Annotated in this window: 18 protein-coding genes; 6 read left to right on the top strand and 12 right to left on the bottom strand. The window is 68.5% G+C overall.

Annotated features, from left to right (window positions below):
* Window positions 1–28 precede the first annotated feature (28 nt).
* Together ACUDP5_RS24300 and ACUDP5_RS24295 are read right to left on the bottom strand one after the other, a co-directional pair.
* Window positions 29–1,048, bottom strand: a complete 1,020-nt coding sequence (locus tag ACUDP5_RS24300) for an amino acid ABC transporter substrate-binding protein (RefSeq protein WP_263910251.1) — start codon at window positions 1,046–1,048, stop codon at window positions 29–31.
* 45 nt (window positions 1,049–1,093) lie between these two features.
* Window positions 1,094–2,422, bottom strand: a complete 1,329-nt coding sequence (locus tag ACUDP5_RS24295) for an aspartate aminotransferase family protein (RefSeq protein ID WP_445657395.1) — start codon at window positions 2,420–2,422, stop codon at window positions 1,094–1,096.
* Window positions 2,423–2,562: 140 nt separating this feature from the next.
* Between ACUDP5_RS24295 and ACUDP5_RS24290 the strand changes: the two genes are divergently transcribed.
* Window positions 2,563–3,462, top strand: coding sequence for a LysR family transcriptional regulator (locus ACUDP5_RS24290; protein WP_263910091.1), 900 nt, complete (start codon window positions 2,563–2,565; stop codon window positions 3,460–3,462).
* On the opposite strand, the gene ACUDP5_RS24285 is transcribed toward ACUDP5_RS24290, so the two are convergent.
* Genes ACUDP5_RS24285 through ACUDP5_RS24275 form a run of 3 tightly spaced genes read right to left on the bottom strand, consistent with a single transcriptional unit; the run spans window position 3,450 to window position 6,451 of the window.
* A complete protein-coding gene (locus ACUDP5_RS24285) occupies window positions 3,450–4,493 on the bottom strand; it encodes a histone deacetylase family protein (protein ID WP_445657394.1) in 1,044 nt (347 codons plus the stop codon). The two genes, ACUDP5_RS24290 and ACUDP5_RS24285, sit on opposite strands and share 13 nt — an antisense overlap.
* A gap of 40 nt (window positions 4,494–4,533) precedes the next feature.
* A complete protein-coding gene (locus ACUDP5_RS24280; RefSeq protein WP_263910092.1) occupies window positions 4,534–5,112 on the bottom strand; it encodes a YdcF family protein in 579 nt (192 codons plus the stop codon).
* Window positions 5,113–5,122: 10 nt separating this feature from the next.
* Window positions 5,123–6,451 carry an XAC2610-related protein gene (locus ACUDP5_RS24275; protein ID WP_445657393.1) on the bottom strand — a complete coding sequence of 443 codons (1,329 nt, stop codon included), beginning with the start codon at window positions 6,449–6,451 and terminating at the stop codon, window positions 5,123–5,125.
* Between the two features lie 71 nt (window positions 6,452–6,522).
* On the opposite strand from ACUDP5_RS24275, the gene ACUDP5_RS24270 reads away from it, so the two are divergent.
* Window positions 6,523–6,924: a hypothetical protein gene (locus tag ACUDP5_RS24270; RefSeq protein WP_445657392.1), complete on the top strand. Its 402-nt coding sequence runs from the start codon at window positions 6,523–6,525 to the stop codon at window positions 6,922–6,924.
* A 57-nt stretch (window positions 6,925–6,981) separates the two neighbouring features.
* Here the strand turns inward: ACUDP5_RS24270 and ACUDP5_RS24265 are convergent, their stop codons facing one another.
* The 3 genes from ACUDP5_RS24265 to ACUDP5_RS24255 all read right to left on the bottom strand — a co-directional run bounded on the left by ACUDP5_RS24265 (window position 6,982) and on the right by ACUDP5_RS24255 (window position 9,028).
* The gene (locus tag ACUDP5_RS24265; RefSeq protein ID WP_263910095.1) at window positions 6,982–7,596 is read right to left on the bottom strand and encodes a hypothetical protein; all 615 of its coding nucleotides are present in this window, start codon (window positions 7,594–7,596) and stop codon (window positions 6,982–6,984) included.
* A 49-nt stretch (window positions 7,597–7,645) separates the two neighbouring features.
* Window positions 7,646–8,047, bottom strand: coding sequence for a hypothetical protein (locus tag ACUDP5_RS24260; RefSeq protein ID WP_445657391.1), 402 nt, complete (start codon window positions 8,045–8,047; stop codon window positions 7,646–7,648).
* An 87-nt stretch (window positions 8,048–8,134) separates the two neighbouring features.
* The gene (locus tag ACUDP5_RS24255; RefSeq protein ID WP_263910097.1) at window positions 8,135–9,028 is read right to left on the bottom strand and encodes a LysR family transcriptional regulator; all 894 of its coding nucleotides are present in this window, start codon (window positions 9,026–9,028) and stop codon (window positions 8,135–8,137) included.
* 107 nt (window positions 9,029–9,135) lie between these two features.
* Between ACUDP5_RS24255 and ACUDP5_RS24250 the strand changes: the two genes are divergently transcribed.
* Both ACUDP5_RS24250 and tam read left to right on the top strand, forming a co-directional pair.
* The gene (locus tag ACUDP5_RS24250) at window positions 9,136–10,134 is read left to right on the top strand and encodes a TerC family protein (RefSeq protein ID WP_263910098.1); all 999 of its coding nucleotides are present in this window, start codon (window positions 9,136–9,138) and stop codon (window positions 10,132–10,134) included.
* A gap of 158 nt (window positions 10,135–10,292) precedes the next feature.
* Window positions 10,293–11,057 carry a trans-aconitate 2-methyltransferase gene (tam, locus tag ACUDP5_RS24245; RefSeq protein ID WP_263910099.1) on the top strand — a complete coding sequence of 255 codons (765 nt, stop codon included), beginning with the start codon at window positions 10,293–10,295 and terminating at the stop codon, window positions 11,055–11,057.
* 9 nt (window positions 11,058–11,066) lie between these two features.
* Here tam and ACUDP5_RS24240 read toward each other — a convergent pair whose 3' ends face one another.
* Window positions 11,067–11,870: a helix-turn-helix transcriptional regulator gene (locus ACUDP5_RS24240; RefSeq protein WP_263910100.1), complete on the bottom strand. Its 804-nt coding sequence runs from the start codon at window positions 11,868–11,870 to the stop codon at window positions 11,067–11,069.
* Window positions 11,871–11,955: 85 nt separating this feature from the next.
* Between ACUDP5_RS24240 and ACUDP5_RS24235 the strand changes: the two genes are divergently transcribed.
* Window positions 11,956–13,191 (top strand): MFS transporter, encoded by a 1,236-nt coding sequence (locus ACUDP5_RS24235; protein ID WP_445657390.1) that lies wholly within the window; start codon window positions 11,956–11,958, stop codon window positions 13,189–13,191.
* Window positions 13,192–13,292: 101 nt separating this feature from the next.
* Here the strand turns inward: ACUDP5_RS24235 and ACUDP5_RS24230 are convergent, their stop codons facing one another.
* Together ACUDP5_RS24230 and ACUDP5_RS24225 are read right to left on the bottom strand one after the other, a co-directional pair.
* On the bottom strand, window positions 13,293–13,631 hold the full coding sequence (locus tag ACUDP5_RS24230) for a protealysin inhibitor emfourin (RefSeq protein ID WP_263910102.1): 339 nt from the start codon (window positions 13,629–13,631) through the stop codon (window positions 13,293–13,295).
* A complete protein-coding gene (locus ACUDP5_RS24225) occupies window positions 13,628–14,692 on the bottom strand; it encodes a M4 family metallopeptidase (RefSeq protein ID WP_263910103.1) in 1,065 nt (354 codons plus the stop codon). Before ACUDP5_RS24225 ends, ACUDP5_RS24230 begins: the two co-directional genes overlap by 4 nt.
* 138 nt (window positions 14,693–14,830) lie before the next feature.
* Between ACUDP5_RS24225 and ACUDP5_RS24220 the strand changes: the two genes are divergently transcribed.
* Window positions 14,831–15,475: a DMP19 family protein gene (locus tag ACUDP5_RS24220; protein WP_445657389.1), complete on the top strand. Its 645-nt coding sequence runs from the start codon at window positions 14,831–14,833 to the stop codon at window positions 15,473–15,475.
* 6 nt (window positions 15,476–15,481) lie between these two features.
* On the opposite strand, the gene ACUDP5_RS24215 is transcribed toward ACUDP5_RS24220, so the two are convergent.
* Window positions 15,482–16,936 carry an aminotransferase-like domain-containing protein gene (locus ACUDP5_RS24215; protein ID WP_445657388.1) on the bottom strand — a complete coding sequence of 485 codons (1,455 nt, stop codon included), beginning with the start codon at window positions 16,934–16,936 and terminating at the stop codon, window positions 15,482–15,484.
* Window positions 16,937–17,051: the final 115 nt, after the last annotated feature.

Raw genomic sequence — 17,051 nt, 5'->3', positions numbered from 1 at the left:
TCCGGTTGCGACGACTGCCCGCCCCGCGTCAACGCACCGGCCAGCCGTACATCAGCCCGCCATCGCGCCACTGTGCATTGAGCGCGCGCGGCAGTTTCATGGCGCTGGCCATGCCCAGGTTGCGCTCGTAGCTTTCGCCGTAGTTGCCCACCTGCTTGATCACCGAGTACGCCCACTTGTCGTCCACGCCCAGGTTGCGGCCCATGCCGGGCGTGACGCCCAGGATGCGCTGCACATTGGGGTTGGCGCTTTGCAACTGGCTGTCCACATTGGCCGAGGTCAGGCCGAATTCTTCCGCTTCCAGCGTGGCGTAGAAGGTCCACCGGACCACGTTCAGCCAGCTTTCGTCGCCCTGGCGCACCATGGGGCCGAGCGGACTCTTGGTGATGTTCTCATCCATGATCACGTAGCGCTCGGGATGCTCCAGGGTGGTGCGCGAAGCGGCCAGCTGTGATTTGTCGGACGTGAACGCATCGCAGCGGCCCGCGGAAAAGGCCCGCACGATTTCGTCGTACTTGTCGATCACCACGGGCTTGAAGTGCAGGTTGTTGCCGCGGAACCAGTCGGCCAGGGCCAGCTCGGTCACCGTGCCGGGCTGCACGCAGAAGGTGGCGCCGTCCAGTTCCTTCAGGGTCTTGACGCCGAGCCTGGCGGGCACCATCACCCCCTGGGCGTCGTAGTAGTTCACGGCCACGCTGAGCAGGCCCAGGGTGGTGTCGCGTGCCAGGGTCGGCGTGACGTTGCGGGTCAGCACGTCCACCTCGCCGGATTGCAGGGCCGTGAAGCGGGCCTGGGTGGTCAACGGCGCCAGGCGGAACTTGCTGGCATCGTTGAAGACGGTGGCCGCGATGGCGCGGCACAGGTCCACGTCCAGGCCTTGCCAGTCGCCCTTGCTGTCGGGCGCGGAAAAGCCCTGGATGCCGGTCGAGACGCCGCATTGCACGTAGCCGCGCTTCTTGACGGCGTCCAGGGTGGGGCCGGCATAGGCCAGGCTGGTGGCGGCCAGCGCCAGGGCGCCGGCCGTCGTTCGGAACACAGTGTGGAACATCGACATTGCTTCTCCGGCCGGGCCCGGCCCGGCGCCATGAGGGGGTTACGCGGCCAGCGCGCGGGTGGTGGCGATCTTGTCCAGGCTTTCGGTCAGGGCCTGGTCCAGGATCGAAATGGCACGATCGATCTCGCCGTTGCTGACGGTCAGTGGCGGCGCAATGCGCCAGACCGCTCCGCGTTCGGGGCGGCGGCGGATGTTCATCGACAGGCCCAGCTCGAAGCAGCGCTGCGTCGTGAGGGCGCCCAATTCGTGGTACGGCTCGCGGGTGGCTCGATCGCGCACCAGTTCCACGCCCAGCAGCAGGCCCAGGCCGCGCACGTCGCCGATGGCCTCATGGCGTTGCTGCAGTTCCAGCAGGCCGCGGCGCAGGTAATCGCCCTGCTTGCGGGCACGCTCGATCAGGTGTTCGCGTTGCAGGGTGTCCAGCACGGCCAGGCCGACGGTGGCGGGCAGGGGGTCCGACACATGGCTGGTGTAGAAGGTGAAACCCTTTTCATGCACGTCCTGTTCGATGGCCGGCGTGGTGATGGTGGCGGCCAGTGGCAGGCCGCAGCCCAGGGTCTTGGATACGCTGATGATGTCGGGCGTGACGTCGAAGTGGTCGGCGCCGGTGCGGCTGCCGATGCGGCCGAAGGCGGTCTGGGCCTCGTCGAAGATCAGCAGCATGCCGCGCTCGTCGGCGGCACGGCGCAAGGCCTGCATGTACGACTTGGGCGGCACCAGCACGCCGCCTGCACTGATCACCGGTTCGACGATGATGGCCGCGGGCCTGCCGGCGGATGCCATGTCGAACATTTTCAGGCCGATTTCCAGGCAGGCCAGGGCGGATTGCTCGCCATCCAGTCCGGCGATGTAGGGTCGGTAGGCATTGGGCTCGGGCATGACGAACACGCCGGCCGGAGGCACGCCGTAGCCCTTGCGGTCGCTGGCATACGAGACCGATCCCGCACCGCTGGTGACGCCATGCCAGGAGCCGCCGACGGCCACGATCTCGAAGCCGCTTTTGTGCATCTTGGCCATGCGCAGCGCGATTTCGTTGCTCTCCGAACCGGTGTTCACGAAGATCGATTTGGTCAGGCCGGTCGGCATCCAGTCGCGCGCCACGGTCTGGGCCAGTTGCGCCACCACTTCCGGGATCATCCCGCTGAAGAAGTGGAAAGCCGTCTCGCCCGCGCGGTGTACGGCTTCGACGATGGCGGGGTGATTGTGGCCGATGGTCGCGCACATCTGGCCGGAAGTGAAATCCAGGATTTCACGTCCGGTGTCGTCGCGCACGATCGTGCCCTTGGCCGACCTGAACAGGTTCGGGAAGGTGTCGCCGCCGTAGCGAATGAGGTATTCGCGGGCTGCGGCGCGCAGGGTTTGATCCATGTTGATACTCCGGCGGTAGGCAGGTTCCAATGCGGAACCGTCAGGCGCAGTGTCTGGCGCGGCGGAGCCGGCGTCCAATGCGAAGTACGCATGGGCGATGCGCGGCACGCATGGCCTGTGCGAATCACGCGAGGAGCAGTATGGATACCCGGTGGCTGCAGGACTTCATCACCTTGTCGGAGCTGCGCAATTTCACCCGCGCGGCCGAAACCCGCAATCTGTCGCAGGCCGCTTTCAGCCGCCGCATACAGAGCCTTGAGAATTGGGCCGGGGCGCGCCTGATCGACCGGTCCGCGTTTCCCACCCAGCTGACCGAAGCGGGCGAGCGCTTTCTCGTCTCGGCCATCGAACTGGTCAATCAGCTGGCCGAAGCCAGGGCCGGCATTGCCGCCGTGCCGGCGCGCAACCAGTTACGCCTGGCAACGTCATACGCGTTGGCGACCACGCACCTGCCGGGGTGGTGGCGCAAATGGAGCGCGGGGCAGCAGCTCAGTTGCAGCCTGCAGACGGGCAATGTGCACGACACCGTGTCGGCCTTCACGTCGGGCACGGCCGACCTGCTGATCTGCTTTCACCAGGTGGCGCAGCCCTTGCCGCTGGATCTGGCGCGCTACGAGAGCCTGACCTTGGGCACGGAGTTGATTCGCCCCTACGCGTCGCGGGCGCTGTTGGCGCGCGATGGCCTGGATTTCCCGGGCACCCTTGCGCGGCCGGCACCGTTGCTGATGTATTCGCCCAACGTCTATTTCGCGCGGCTGATCGATGCGGCGATTGAGAACGGGCCCGAGCCGCTGCATGGTGTGAAGCTGTTCGAAGCCGAGATGTCGGACGTGCTGGGCGACATGGCCGCCCAGGGCCTGGGCGTGGCCTGGTTGGCCGACAGCGCGTTGCAACGGCGCGGGGTGGCCGACCTGCAGCCGCTGGCCAATCGGGCCTGGGATATCGAAGTGGCGATCCTGGCGTTCAAGGACCGTCGCGACGCGCGCCCCGCCGTCGATGCGCTGTGGCAGCGGATGCGCGCGATGGCTCAGCCGGCGTAGCCTTCCAGCACGTTGGCGACGTTGATGCCGACCTCGGCGACCGCATAGCCGCCTTCCATCGTGAACACCGCCGGCAGGCCCAGTTGCGCCAGTCGCGCACCGACCTGGACGTAGTCCGCGCTTTGCAGCTTGAACTTGGAAATCGGATCGCCTGCGTAGGTGTCCACGCCCAGGGCGATGACCACCGCGTCCGCTTTGAAGCGCCGAATGGCGTCGATGCCCTGGTCCAGCGCCTGCATCCAGGTGGCGAAGTCGGTGCCGGCGGCCAGCGGCAGGTTCAGGTTGCAGCCGGCGCCGTCGCCCTGGCCGGTTTCATCGGCATAGCCCAGGAAGAACGGATATTCGGTGGTGGGGTCGCCATGCACCGAGACCGTCAGCACGTCGCCGCGTTCGTAGAAAATGCTCTGCGTGCCGTTGCCGTGGTGATAGTCGACGTCAAGCACGGCCACGCGCGCAGCGCCGGCATCGCGCAGCGCCTGCGCGGCCAGCGCCGCGTTGTTCAGGAAGCAGTAGCCGCCAAAGAAATCCGCCCCGGCATGGTGGCCGGGCGGACGCGTCAGCGCCATGGCCGCGCGGGGGCCGCCCGTGGCCGAGACGGCCCGCGCGGCATCGATGGCGCAGGCCGCGCCGGCGGTGGCGGCTTCCCAGGTGCCGGCGGTGAGCGGGCTGCCGCTGTCGAACGAGAACAGGCCGACGCGGGCGGCGAAGTTGGTGGGCGCGATGTCGTGGCGAAAACCGCGCACCGGCCACACCGACGGCAGGATGTCCAGGTCGGCGTTGGCCGGGTCCAGCGCGATCCAGTCGGCCCAGGCGCGTTGCAGGAAGTCGACGTAGCGCGGGCTGTGCACGCGCCGGACCAGGTCCATGTCGGCCGCCGACGGGGCCTGCAACGCGCCGATGCCGCGCTGGCGCAGCGCATCCAGCACGTATTCGAGCCGTGCCGGCGTTTCGTGGCAGGGCACCAGCTTGCCGCGGAACATTTCCTGGCGGCCATCGTGTTTGCTGTGGACGGGGTTGTGGAAGATATGCACGGGGTTGCCTGCGCAGGAAAAGGGAAAGGGGAAAGCGAAACTATAGCGGCCGCACGGCGTACCAGGCCAAGGCCGGCAGCTCGCGCAGGATCGAATACAGGTCGCGGGCCTCGAAGAACCGGGGCGAGGCGCCGCCCACCTGCGCCACGCCCTGGCGCTTGAGCGCCAGCATGGTGCGCGGCACATGGAAGTACTGCGTCACCGCCAGGGCGCTGGTGTAGCCGTGCTCGCGCAGGTAGGCGCTGGCATGGCGGGCCGTGGCCCAGCTGTCGTTGCCCAGGCTGTCCGCCACGATGTGTTCGGCGGGCACGCCGCGTGCGATCAGGTAATCGCGCATCACGGCGGCTTCGTCGTGGCCATCCGGGTCGACGCCGCCGCTCACGAAGACGATCTTGCAGCGCGCGGCGGCATGGCAGTCGTAGGCGCGGTCCAGCCGGGCCGCCAGGCGCGGTGAGGGCTTGCCGTTGGCGTCGACGGTATTGCCCAGCACGACGGCGACGTCGGCGGCGGGGGCGTCGGCCAGCAGGCCCGCGGCCACCAGGGCGCCTGCCGCGATCAGCACGAGCGCGACCCCGGCGGCCAGGGCGCGCCACAAGCCGCGTGTCAAAGAGGTTTTCATTGGTTGCACGTCAGGAGGGCCGCTTCGGGAACGGGTAGTCGACTTCGATCTCGTTCGAATAGACCGGCGCTGGCAGGTCCGGGTCGGTCAGTACCACGGCCAGGCGGTAGCGGCCCGGCGCCAGGTCGGGAAAGAACGGCACGTACTGGCCGTTGCCTTCGCTGACCTGGTACTGCTGCCTGCCGTCTTCTCCGGCGCGCCACACGACCGGGTCGTCGGCCCAGCGCGCCACGTGGTGGGGGGCGGCCGCGGGGGGCGGAGCGGGGCGGTCTTCGACCTGGGACGAATACGAGTCGGCCGCCGGCGCGCCCAGTGTGACCGCGGGGCGCGGGTACAGGGGCTGCAAGGTGCGGCGCCCTTGTGCATCGGAGAACAGCAGCCAGACGCGCGGCGATGCCAGCGTCGCCGTGCCGGGGCCCAGGTTCGCCACGTACAGCGTGAAGCGGCCGCCGGCCTCGTAAAGCTGCGTGCCCAGGTGGCCGCGTACCGACAGTTCCAGCCCGCGCATGGGCAAGCGCTGTTGCGGCACGTAGGCGTATTTGTCGATCTTCAGGTCCGCGTAGCGCACCCATTTCAGGGGCGCGTCCGCCTGGCCCGCGGGATAGCGCACCTGCAACCATTGCGGGCGCAGCGCCACCACTTCCAGTGGCTCGCCGGCCTGGGCCGTCTGCGTGGCGGGCGCCTTGACGTCGGGTGCGTCGTACAGGTCGAGCCGGCTGACCGGCACGCGGCTGTCGCCGTCCAGCGGCGAGCCTTCGCCGTCGATCTGGATGCGCGCCACCGCGCCCTGGTCATCGAAACGGGTGTTGACGTCGAAGGAGGCGTCTTCCAGGTCGAACCGCGCGCGGCTCATCCAGCGCACCGGACGCGCCGTGCCATCGGCGCGCAGCACGTAGTCTTCGGACCCATAGCTGTCTGCGCCGTAGCGGCAGCCCACCGAGAAGGCGGCCCGTTGGGCGTCGAATACCGGGTTGACGAACTGATGGCAGGGGCTGGCGTCGGGCGCCGGATGCGGAATTTCCTGGAAGGTGCCGTCTTTTGGCCGATACAGGAACAGGCGGGCATAGACCTGGGTGCTGCCGCCGCTTTGGCCGATGACGAGGTCGCGATAGCCGTCGTGGTTGATGTCCGGGGTCTGGATCTGGTCGATGGCGTCATCGTCCAGGCTGGCCAGGTCCTGCCTGGCGCCACCGCGCACGCGCACGCTGACCGCCTGGCGATCGGTGCCGGTGACCGTCACGACGGCCGGCAAGTCCGGCTTGATGGCGTAGGGGAAATCCCGTGCGCAGGCAGGGGCGCCGACGGTGGCCAGGGCAGCCGCGAGCAGGAACGTTTTCAAGATACCGCCTCCCGGATTTTCGTGTCGGCGAATTATGCCTTGTAGAATCAACGGATAGCTTGCGGTGCGCCATGAACTTCCCGTTTCCCATCCGTCAAGAATGCCCGCCGGGCGCCTGTGAGTGCGACCGCGACCGGCTGCTGGCCGATCCAGCGGCGGACGTGCGCGTGCTGCGGCTGACCCGCGAAGAAGAAAAGCGGTTGGTGGCGAGGCTGGAAAACATCTCCAGCCTGGAAGACCTGCGCGCCATGCAGGGCCGTATCGAGGCGCAGCTGGGCATCGTGGTGCGCATCACCCCCAGCGACCACGAAGTGCGCACCTCGCGCGGCATCGCCATCCAGCTCGACGCCCAGCCCGGCCTGTGCCGCAAGACGCGCGCGTCGATCCCGGCCGCCATTCGGCGCGGCTTCGACAACACGCCTGAGATCGTCTATGCGCTCTTGAACGAGCGCGACCTGCTCAGCGGTACGTAGGGCATCCGTCAAGCGGACGCATCGGCGCCCGCATGGCGAAGGCGGCTGCGCCTGGCGCTATTTGCCGCGCGGCGCGGGGCAGGGCGCCAAGGGCACGACTTCGGTCGGTGTGCGACCCGCTTCGGGGCGGGTGTCCAGTTTCTTGCCGCTGCGCGCCGGGTAGGCCAGCAGCACGGCGCTGCCGGCGTCCAGCCGGGGGCTGTTGGGCCCGCCATACGCCACCGTCCAGCCGCGCACCGCCAGCGGCGCCAGCGTGTATTGCAGCGCGGAGCCGGGCGAGACATGCGCGACCTTGCCGGCGAACAGCTCCTGCTGCCGGGTTTCGACGCCGTTGACGGATTGGTAGGTGGCGATGCTGACCAGCGCGGCCGATTCGCCGTGCCGCGCCAGGATGGCCGTTTCGTATCGGCCGGGGGGAATGTCGGTCAGGCTGACGCTGATGTTGCCCTGGGCCTGGCCGCCGGCGTCGAGCTTGACGCCGGTGACGTCGGCGCGGGCCAGCGGCGCCGAGCCGGTGTTGCGCACCCGCACGCTGTATTGCCCCGACGTGCCGGTGAGCGTGCAGACCTCGACGCCGTAGGGCGTGGCGCCCGTGCTGGCGTGGGCCGGCGCGAACGCGGTGATGAGGATGGCGGCGGGCAAGCTGGCGGCGCGGATAAGTCGGGACGGCACGGTACGCTCCTGGGAGGCAGCGCGCCGGGATGCCGCGTCGCCTGCCTTATTACACCACTTGGCGCCCCGCGCCGTCGGCTTGCACCCGTTTGCCCGCCAGCCAGTGCAGGATCAGGGCCAGCACCAGCAGGGCCGCCATGATGAAGCCCCAGAAGATCCAGCCCAGCACGGCAATCCAGGTGCCCAGGCTGCCGGCGGCCGGCAGCACCTGGTTCAGGGCGCCCACCAGCCAGACCAGGCTGTCCTGCAGCGATTGGATGAGGCCGGCGTCGGCCCAGGGCGCGGCCCAGGCCGGGGCCTGCCAGGGCGTGGATTGCAGCGCCGCGGCGCCGGGCACCTGCGCGGTGGCGATCGTGGCCAGCACCCAGTCCGCGAGCTGCAGCGTGATCGCCACCAGCCCGGTCCAGAGTGCGGCCAGCACGGCGAAAGCGAGCCAGATGATTTTCTTCATTGCGGTGGTACTCCGAGGATTCAAAAAAAGAAGCTCAACGATAGAGCGGATTGTCTTCCCGAAAAACCAGCGTCTTTGTGACAATCGTTAAGAAAAAACCGAAGTCTTGGCCTGCGCCAGGATCTGCTGCACCAGGGGGTGATGCTGGCCCCGGCGGTTGCGGATGCCGTGGATTTCCTCGTGCACGCTGTCGCAACGCGCCAGCGGCCGCAGGCCGCGCAGCAGGCCCACGTCGTCGCCGCCCAGCCGGCTGAGCGGAAATACGCCGAGGCCCCGGGCCGCGAACACCGACATCAGGGCGCTGTCTTCAAATTCGCCGACCACATTGGGCCGCAGGCCCTGTTCGTTGAACCAGCGGTCCAGCGTCTGGCGCAGCACCGAATGGCCGGTGGGCAGCAGCACGGGCAGGCGTTCCAGGCAGCGCGGGAAGTCCTGCGTGTCGGCCTTGCGCACCCACCGGGCCGGGCCGTACCAGTCCACAGGCGATGACACCAGGCGGTCGCTGGTCAGGCGCAGGTTGGGGTTGGCCGGCGCGCCCTGGCCGGCCAGCACCAGGTCCAGATGATGGCGCGCCAGTTCGCCCAGCAGTTCTTCGACCTCGCCTTCGTGGCAGGTCAGGCGCAGGTCGGGGGTATCCAGCACGGGGCCCAGCAGCGCGTGGGCGGCCAGCTTGGAAATGCCGTCCGACAGGCCCACCGACAGCCGGATGACCGGCTTGGTGGCGGCGGCGCGCACTTCCTGCGGCAGTTCCTGGCCGATCTGGAAGATTTCCTCGGCGCGGGCAAAGGCCGCCTGGCCGGCATCGGTCAGGGCGACGCCGCGGCCCGCGGGGCGCAGCAGCTGGTGGCCCAGGTTCTTTTCCAGTTCGCGCACCTGGGCGCTGATGGTCTGGATGGCCATGTCCAGGCGTTCGGCGGCGCGGGAGAAGCCGCCTTCCTTGGCGACCATCCAGAAGTAATACAGGTGACGGTAATTGAGCATGGCGATATTCACTTCGGTTTTTTCGAACCATAACTCACTTTCAGGCTGATTTCTCCGGTGGGCCGGGATCCGGATCATGAGTGCCTTCGAACACAAGCGGGAACATCATGGAAGCCTTGCTCTCTTTTCTTCATACCGACTTCGTCGGCACGCCGGCCTGGAGCTGGCTGCTCTTCATGGGCATCGTCGCGGCCTTGCTGGCCTTTGACCTGGGCGTTCTGCACAAGGACGATCGCGAGATCGGCGTGCGGGAAAGCCTGCTGCTGTCGGCCGGTTACATCACCGCGGCCCTGCTGTTCGGCGGCTGGGTCTGGTGGCAGATGGGCCCGACCAGCGGCATGGCCTACTACACGGGCTTCCTGATCGAGAAATCGCTGTCGCTGGACAACGTCTTCGTGATCGCGCTGATCTTCAGCTTCTTCGCCATCCCGCGCCAGTTCCAGCATCGCGTGCTGTTCTGGGGCATCCTGGGGGTGATCGTGCTGCGCGCCATCATGATTGGCCTGGGCGCCGCGCTGGTCAGCAACTTCGGCTGGTTGATGTATCTGTTCGGCGCCTTCCTGGTGTTCACGGGCATCAAGATGTGGATGATCGCGGATCAAGAGCCGGACATCGCCACCAACCCGATCCTGAAGTTCCTCAAGCGCCGCATGCGGGTGACGGACGGGCTGCGCGGCAACGCCTTCTGGGTGCGGGAACCGGACCCGGCGACGTCCAGGCCGGTGCGTTGGGCCACGCCGCTGTTCCTGGCCCTGGTATTGATCGAGTTCGTGGACCTGCTGTTCGCGGTGGATTCGGTGCCGGCGATCTTCGCCATCACCACCGACCCGTTCATCGTGTACACCAGCAACATCTTCGCGATCCTGGGCCTGCGTGCGCTGTACTTCGCGCTGGCGGCGATGATCCACCGCTTCCACTACCTGAAGTACGCGCTGTCGCTGGTTCTCGTGTTCATCGGCACCAAGATCTTCCTGGTGGGTTTCATCGGCAAGATCCCCGCGGTGGTGTCGCTGTCGGTGACCTTCGGTTTGATCGCGGGCGGTGTGCTGTTCTCGCTGTGGAAAACCCGCTCGGGGCAATCGCAGCCTGAACTGAAGACCGAGTAATCGCGGTATGCGTCAACGCCCCGGGGCCCGCCAATGAGCGGGCCCCGGGGCTTTTGTCATATCGGGTGGATATCGATTTTGTGTCGACTATATATTTGTCATATGGAATCGTGCGGCGTAGAGTGCAGGGCGTACACAGACCTATGCAAGGAGCCGCCATGACCTGGTCCGCCAAACAATATTCCGCCTTTGAAAACGAACGCACGCGCCCGGTGCGCGACCTGGTCGCCGCGCTGCCCAATGTAGCGGTCGCCAGCGCGGTCGACCTGGGTTGCGGCCCGGGCAATTCCACCGAAGTGCTGGCCAGCCGCTACCCCGAGGCGGCGGTGACCGGCATGGATAGTTCGGACGACATGGTGCAGGCCGCGCGCAAGCGCCTGCCTGGCATTGCGTTCGAACTGGCCGATATCGAAACCTGGAACCCGCCACAGCAGTACGACGTGATCCTGGCCAACGCCGCGCTGCAATGGGTGCCCGACCATGCGACGCTGTACCCGCGCCTGGTCAGCAAGCTGGCCCCGGGCGGCAGCCTGGCGGTGCAGACGCCGGACAACCTGGAAGAGCCCGCCCACCGGCTGGCGCGCCAGGTGGCGGCCGATGGCCCCTGGGCCGCCAAGATCGGCACGGTCAAGCATCCGCCGCGGCACAGCGCGGCCTGGTACTACGAATTGCTCAAGCCGCATTGCGGCCGGCTGGACGTCTGGCGCACGACCTACATGCACCCGCTGGCGGGCGCGCAGGCGGTGGTGGAATGGTTCAAGGGCACGGCGCTGCGGCCCTACCTGAACCGGCTGGACGCCGACGAGCAGGCGGCCTTCCTCGCGCGCTACCTGGACGAGATATCACGCGCCTATCCGGCGCTGGCGGACGGTACGGTGCTGCTGCCATTTCCGCGGCTGTTCCTGGTGGCGGGGCCGAAGTAGGTCCTGCCCCTACATCGCGCCGCGCTCTTCCGCCTTGTCCGAAAAATAGCGCGCGGGCGTCTGCCCCAGCGCCTTGCGGAACATGGTGATGAAGGCGCTGACCGATTCATAGCCCAGGTCTTCGGCCGTGCGCTGCACCGACACGCCCGACGACAGGCGTTGCAGTGCCATCACGATGTGCATCTGCTGGCGCCAGCGGCCGAAGCTCATGCCGACTTCCTGCTGCACCAGCCGCGCCAGTGTGCGTTCGCTCATGGCCAGCCGCCGGCCCCATTCGGCCACCGTGCTGCGATCGGCCGGATCGGCGCGCAGGGCGGCCGCGATTTCCTTCAGGCGCGGGTGGTCGGACAGCGGCAGGTGCAACTGTTCGGTGGGCAGCTGCGCCAGCAGTTCGACCAGTACGCCGGCCAGTCGGCGATTGGCCGGCTCGGCGGTGGCGGGGGGCGGCAGGTCGGCCAGGTGGGCCACCATTTCACGCACCAGCGGCGTCACGGCCAGCGTGCAGCACTGGGTGGGCAGGCCCGGCGTATCGGCCGGCACGAACAGGAAGCAGACCCGGCCGTTGTCGGTCACGCGGTTGCTGTGCGGCACGCCGCCCGGAATCCAGACCGCGCTGCCCGGGGGCACCATCCACAGGCCTTGTGGCACGAAGCTGGTGACCCCGCCCTGCAGCGACATCACCAGTTGCCCCATGCGGTGGCGGTGGGTGGGCGATTCGTGCTCGTTCTTGGCCGCGTTCACGCGCATGCCATAGGTCCATTGCTGCGGGGTGTCGGGGTCGAAGTAGGGGCTGTGCTGGTGGGGTGGGTACATGGCGCAGCGGTGCTTGGCAGAATTTAGGGATATTTTGTCATTATCTCGAAATTCAGCAGAAGCGGCATTGCTTAAGCTACTCGCCATGAATGTGCCTGCCCCCTCTCTCGCTTCCCAACGCCCCGTCTTGCTGATCGTGGGCATTCTTTTCATCGCCATGGCCTTGCGCGCGCCCTTTACCGGCATTGCGCCGCTGATCGGCCTGATCCGCGAGCAGATCGGCCTGTCGTCGTCCGCCGCCGGCATGCTGATCGCGCTGCCGCTGCTGGCATTCGCCATCGTGTCCCTGGGCGTCGCCAGCCTGGCGCGCCGCTACGGGCTGGAACGCACGCTGTTCGCGGCCTTGGTCATCATCGGCGCCGGCATCGTGCTGCGCAGCCACGGCGCCGCCTGGGCGCTGTACGCCGGCACCGCCGTCATCGGGTCCGGCATCGCCATCGGCAACGTGCTGTTGCCCAGCCTGCTCAAGCGCGACTTCCCGCAGCGCGTGGCCGGACTGACCTCGGCCTATGTGCTGACCATGAGCATCGCGGCCGGCGCCGCCTCGGCGCTGGCGGTGCCGCTGGCCAGCCTGGCGGGCGGCGACTGGCGCTTTTCGTCGCTGTGCCTGCTGGTCGTGCCGCTGGCCGGCGTGCTGCTGTGGCTGCCGCAACTGGCCAACCACACGCCGCCCGCGGCCACCACGGCGCATGCGCCGCATGGCGCCCGGCTGTGGCATTCGCCGCTGGCCTGGCAGGTGACGCTGTACCTGGGCATCAATTCCTTCGTGTTCTACGTGGCCGTGAGCTGGCTGCCGGCGATTCTTCGCGACGCGGGCTATTCGGCAGAACGCGCGGGTTCGCTGCATGGGCTGCTGCAACTGATGTCGGCGGGGCCGGCGCTGTTCCTCGCGCCGGTGGTGCGCCGCATGCAAGACCAGCGCGCCGCGGCGTTCTGCTCGGCGGGGGCGTCCTTCGTGGCGCTGACCGGCCTGATCCTGGCGCCCGCCTGGGCCGTGCTGTGGATCGTGCTGCTGGGCCTGGGCACCGGCGGCGGCATCATCCTGGGACTGATGTTCGTCGGCCTGCGCGCCAGCCACGCGCAGCAGGCGGCGGCGCTGTCGGGCATGGCGCAGTGCGTGGGCTACCTGTTCGCGGCCTGCGGCCCGGCGCTGGTCGGCGCCCTGCATGACCGGCTGGGCGACTGGTCGGTCGCGCTGGGCCTGTGCGCCGCGCTGTGCCTGGCGATGGCCGGCTGCGGGCTGCTGGCGGGCCGCGCCATCCAGATCGGGCCGTTCCGCCCGCATGGCGTGGCGGCGAAGGCCGACGCGCGCCAAGGGTAGCGATACGCGCGCAGACACTTGCCCAGGACGTGGGCAGGGGCCATGCGGGAGCGGGCCCCGGGTCGATCCCGCCACCGTGCGCGGGCGGGTCTACCGCCCCATCACGGTCTGGCGCCCTGGCTGCGCCAAAGCTGCACCAGGGTGTCGGGGGCCTCGGCTTCGGGCACGTCGAACACCAGGCTGGCGGTCGAGCCATCGGCCGGATCTCTGAAGACCAATTCCACATGGAAGTAGCGCTGGTCGCCGCCTTGCGCGCCGGATTCCGGCGTGGCCCGCGGCGCCGCGCTTTGCAGCGCTTCGCAGACCTGATCGCGCAGGCCCGGCGGGCAGGTGGCCATGTCGATGCTGCGGGCGCGCGCCAGGCCGGGCAGATAGGCCAGGCCGCCTTCCCGGGTCAGGCTCACGCGCAGCGCGAGTTCAAGCGGGGGCAGGGTGATCATGGCTGCACGCCCACCGCGGCCCAGGCGCTGGCCACGGCCTTGTGAGCCGCGGTGTCGTGGCGGGTGCGGGCGATGTCGAGGGTCAGGCGCGCAAACGCCGCGAAGTCGGCATCGTGACGCAGCCGCTTGTCGCACAGCGTCTCGTACCAGATGCGGCCGGCCACGGCCCAGGCCGGGCCGTCCAGCGCGGTGGCGGCCAGGTAGAAGGCGCGGTTGGGAATGCCGGAATTGATGTGCACGCCGCCGTTGTCGCGCGGCGTATCGACGTAGCCGCTCATGTGGGCGGGCTGCGGGTCCTTGCCCAGCATCGGGTCGTCGTAGGCCGTGCCGGGCTCGGCCATCGAGCGCAGCGCGCGCGCCTGCACCTTGGGCAGGAACAGGCCCTGGCCCACCAGCCAGTCGGCTTCGCGGGCGTTCTGACCCAGCGCGTACTGCTTGACCAGCGCGCCGAATACGTCGCACAGCGATTCGTTCAGTGCGCCCGACTGGCCCTGGTAGGCCAGCGCCGCTTCGGTATCGATGACGCCGTGCGTGAGTTCGTGGCCGATGATGTCCACCGCGACGGTGAAGCGGTTGAAGACTTCGCCATCGCCGTCGCCGAACACCATCTGCGCGCCGTTCCAGAAGGCGTTGTCGTAGTCTTCGCCGTAATGCACGCTGCCCACCAGGGGCAGGCCGCTGGCGTCGATGGAGTCGCGGTGATAGATGTCCCAGAACAGCTTGTAGGTGGCGCCCAGGTGCGCATAGGCCTCGTCCACCGCGGCGTCGCCGCTGGCCGGCGCGCCTTCCGCGCGCACCAGCCGGCCGGGCAGGGTGGTGCCGTTGTCGGCCGTATGCACCGTGCGCTGCGGGGTGCCCGCGTCGGGATTCGGGCGGGGCTGGGCCAGGCGCGCGCGGGGCGGCTGCTCGGCCATTTCGCGCAGGCCGCGTTGTTGCTGGTCGATGATCAGGGTCTTGACCGCCGGCATGCTCACGCGCTTGTCGGCATGCTGCGCCAGGTGGTCCAGGACGTAGGGCGGGATCACGCCGATCAGCGGCGCGGACTCGGAAGGTCGGGTCATCGTCGGTCTCCGTCTGCGTGGATTGCGGATGGGGTGCCGGGCCGGGTAGCGTGCCCGGGACCATTGCTTTACGGTACCAGATGGGCCGCGCGGGCAAGTAACAGTATGCTTGCCGCTTTGCCTGCCTGAAACCTTCACATGCCAGACGCCGACTACCGCATCCGCGATCTTTCGCTGACCGACACGCACGTTGTCCTGACCCTGGCCAACGGCCGTACGTTGCATGAACCGATCCGCCGCCACATCCGGCTGGAAAAAGGCAGCCCGGCCGAGCGCGCGCAGTGGCAATTGGTGGACGACGGCCACGGCGTGGTCTGGCCGGCGCTGCTGGCGCCGTCTGCCGAAGGCATGCTGAACGTGCGCGACCTGCTGTGGGACGCGGTGTACGAGCGCGCGCTGGCCACGCTGCAGGCGGCCGGCTGGCAGTTGGACAGCCTGTCGCCGCGCGACCAGGAACTGGTGGCGTTGTGGCGCATGGAAGCCGACATCAACAACGGCGGCTTCATGCAGTTCCTGTGCAACTGGGGCGACCCCACCTGCCAACTGGCGCTGGGCGCGCTCAAGAAGATCGGGGCGGCGCGCACGCATGCCATCCTGGCGGACATGCGTGGCCTGATCGACCGCTTCGAGGAATCGCCCGAGGTGGTGCAGCTGAACGACATCTACGGCGCGATGACCGAAGACGAACAGGCGCGCCTGCAGGAACTGGACGAGGCGTATTTCGAGTACCCGGACAACCTGGCCCGGCTGGGCCTGGCGTATTACGGGGCGGCGGCGGGCTGATTCGGCCTAGCTGGCAGACGCAGCCTGCGCCTGCCGCGCGGCGTCGCCCAGCGCCCGCAGGCCGGCGGCCAGGGCGGGCGTCCAGGGACGGGCGATGTTCAGGCGCAGGCAGTGGCCGTATTTGCCCGTGGCCGAAAACAAGGTGCCCGGCGTGTACGAGATGCCCCGCGCCACCGCGTTGCGCAGCAGCGCCAGCGTGTCGGCGGGCTCGGGCAGTTCCACCCACAACCACCAGCCGCCTTCCGGGCCGCGCACGCGCGTGCCCGCCGGAAAGTGCTGGCGCACGCTGTCGCGCGCCATCGGCACGACCGACGCCAGCCGGGTACGCAGCTTGCGCAGGTGGGCGGGCAGCTTGCCCGATTTCATGTAGTCGGCCAGCACCTGTTGCTCGAACAGGGGTGCGGCCAGCGAGTTGCTGATCTTCAGCGATTCCAGTTGGCGCTGGCGGCGCCCGCCCAGCACCCAGCCCAGGCGGAAGGCGGGCGCCAGGCTCTTGCTGCATGAGCCGCAGTAGATCACCCGACCGTCGCGGTCCCACGCTTTCACGGCCGGGGGGCGATCGGTCTTGTGGCCCAGGTCGCCGAAGGCGTCGTCTTCGATCACGGTGATGTCGTGGCGCTGCGCGATCTTCAGCAGGCGCTGCTTGGCCGCATCGGGCATGCAGTCGCCCAAGGGGTTCTGGAAGGTCGGCATGACGACGATGGCGCGCACGTCGGGCTGGTGTTCCAGCGCATATTCCAGCGCCTCCAGGCTCAGGCCCTGGCCGGGGGAGCAGGGTACCTCCAGCGCCCGCAGGCCCAGGTTCTCGATGGTTTGCAGCAGCCCGAAGTACACCGGCGATTCCACGATGACGGTGTCGCCCGGCCGCGCCACCGACCGCAGCGCGATCTGCATGGCTTCGGTGGCGCCGTTGGTGACCAGCACGTCATCCGGCGTGGCGTCGATGCCGCAGGTCGCCAGGTGGGCGATGAGTTCGGCCTTGAAGGCCGGCAGGCCGGTGCCCGACGGATAGGCGCCCAGCGCCAGCGGCTGCTGGCGCAGCTGGCGCTGGGCCAGCCGGGACAGCGCATCGCAGGGATACCACTCGGGCGCGGCGCTGGCCAGGTGCAGGGCCAGCGGCAGCGGCTGCGCGGTCAAGGCGTACAGCTGCGTCATGCGGTGCTGCAGCGACGCCAGGCGCTCGTATTCCATGCCGGCAGACGGCGCGGGCGCAGCCGCTGGCGCCGCCCCGCGGGCCTGGCGCAGCGCCTTCCAGTCGGCCACGTACATGCCCGATTTGTAGCGGGCGTCGGCGTAGCCTTCGCGTTCCAGCTGACGGTAGCAGCGCGTGGCGGTGGACACGCTGACGGCATGCGCCGCCGCGAGTTCGCGCACCGACGGCAGGCGCTCTCCCACGGGGTACTGGCCAGACCGGATGGCGGTCTTCAACCGCGCGGCAAGGACGGAATAACTGTGCTGCATGACAGATGCCGGAAGTGGATATCTGTGCAGCATAGCCTGACACCGGCCTGTCGTCGCGAAACGGCGTCGGCGCCCGCATGATGTGGCCTTTCCCTTGTCGCTTACCTTCGGAAGA

It is taken from the genome of Achromobacter sp. NCFB-sbj8-Ac1-l, from assembly GCF_052695805.1.
Note: the sequence above shows the minus strand (reverse complement) of the source record. Positions and strands in the feature narration are given on the sequence as shown.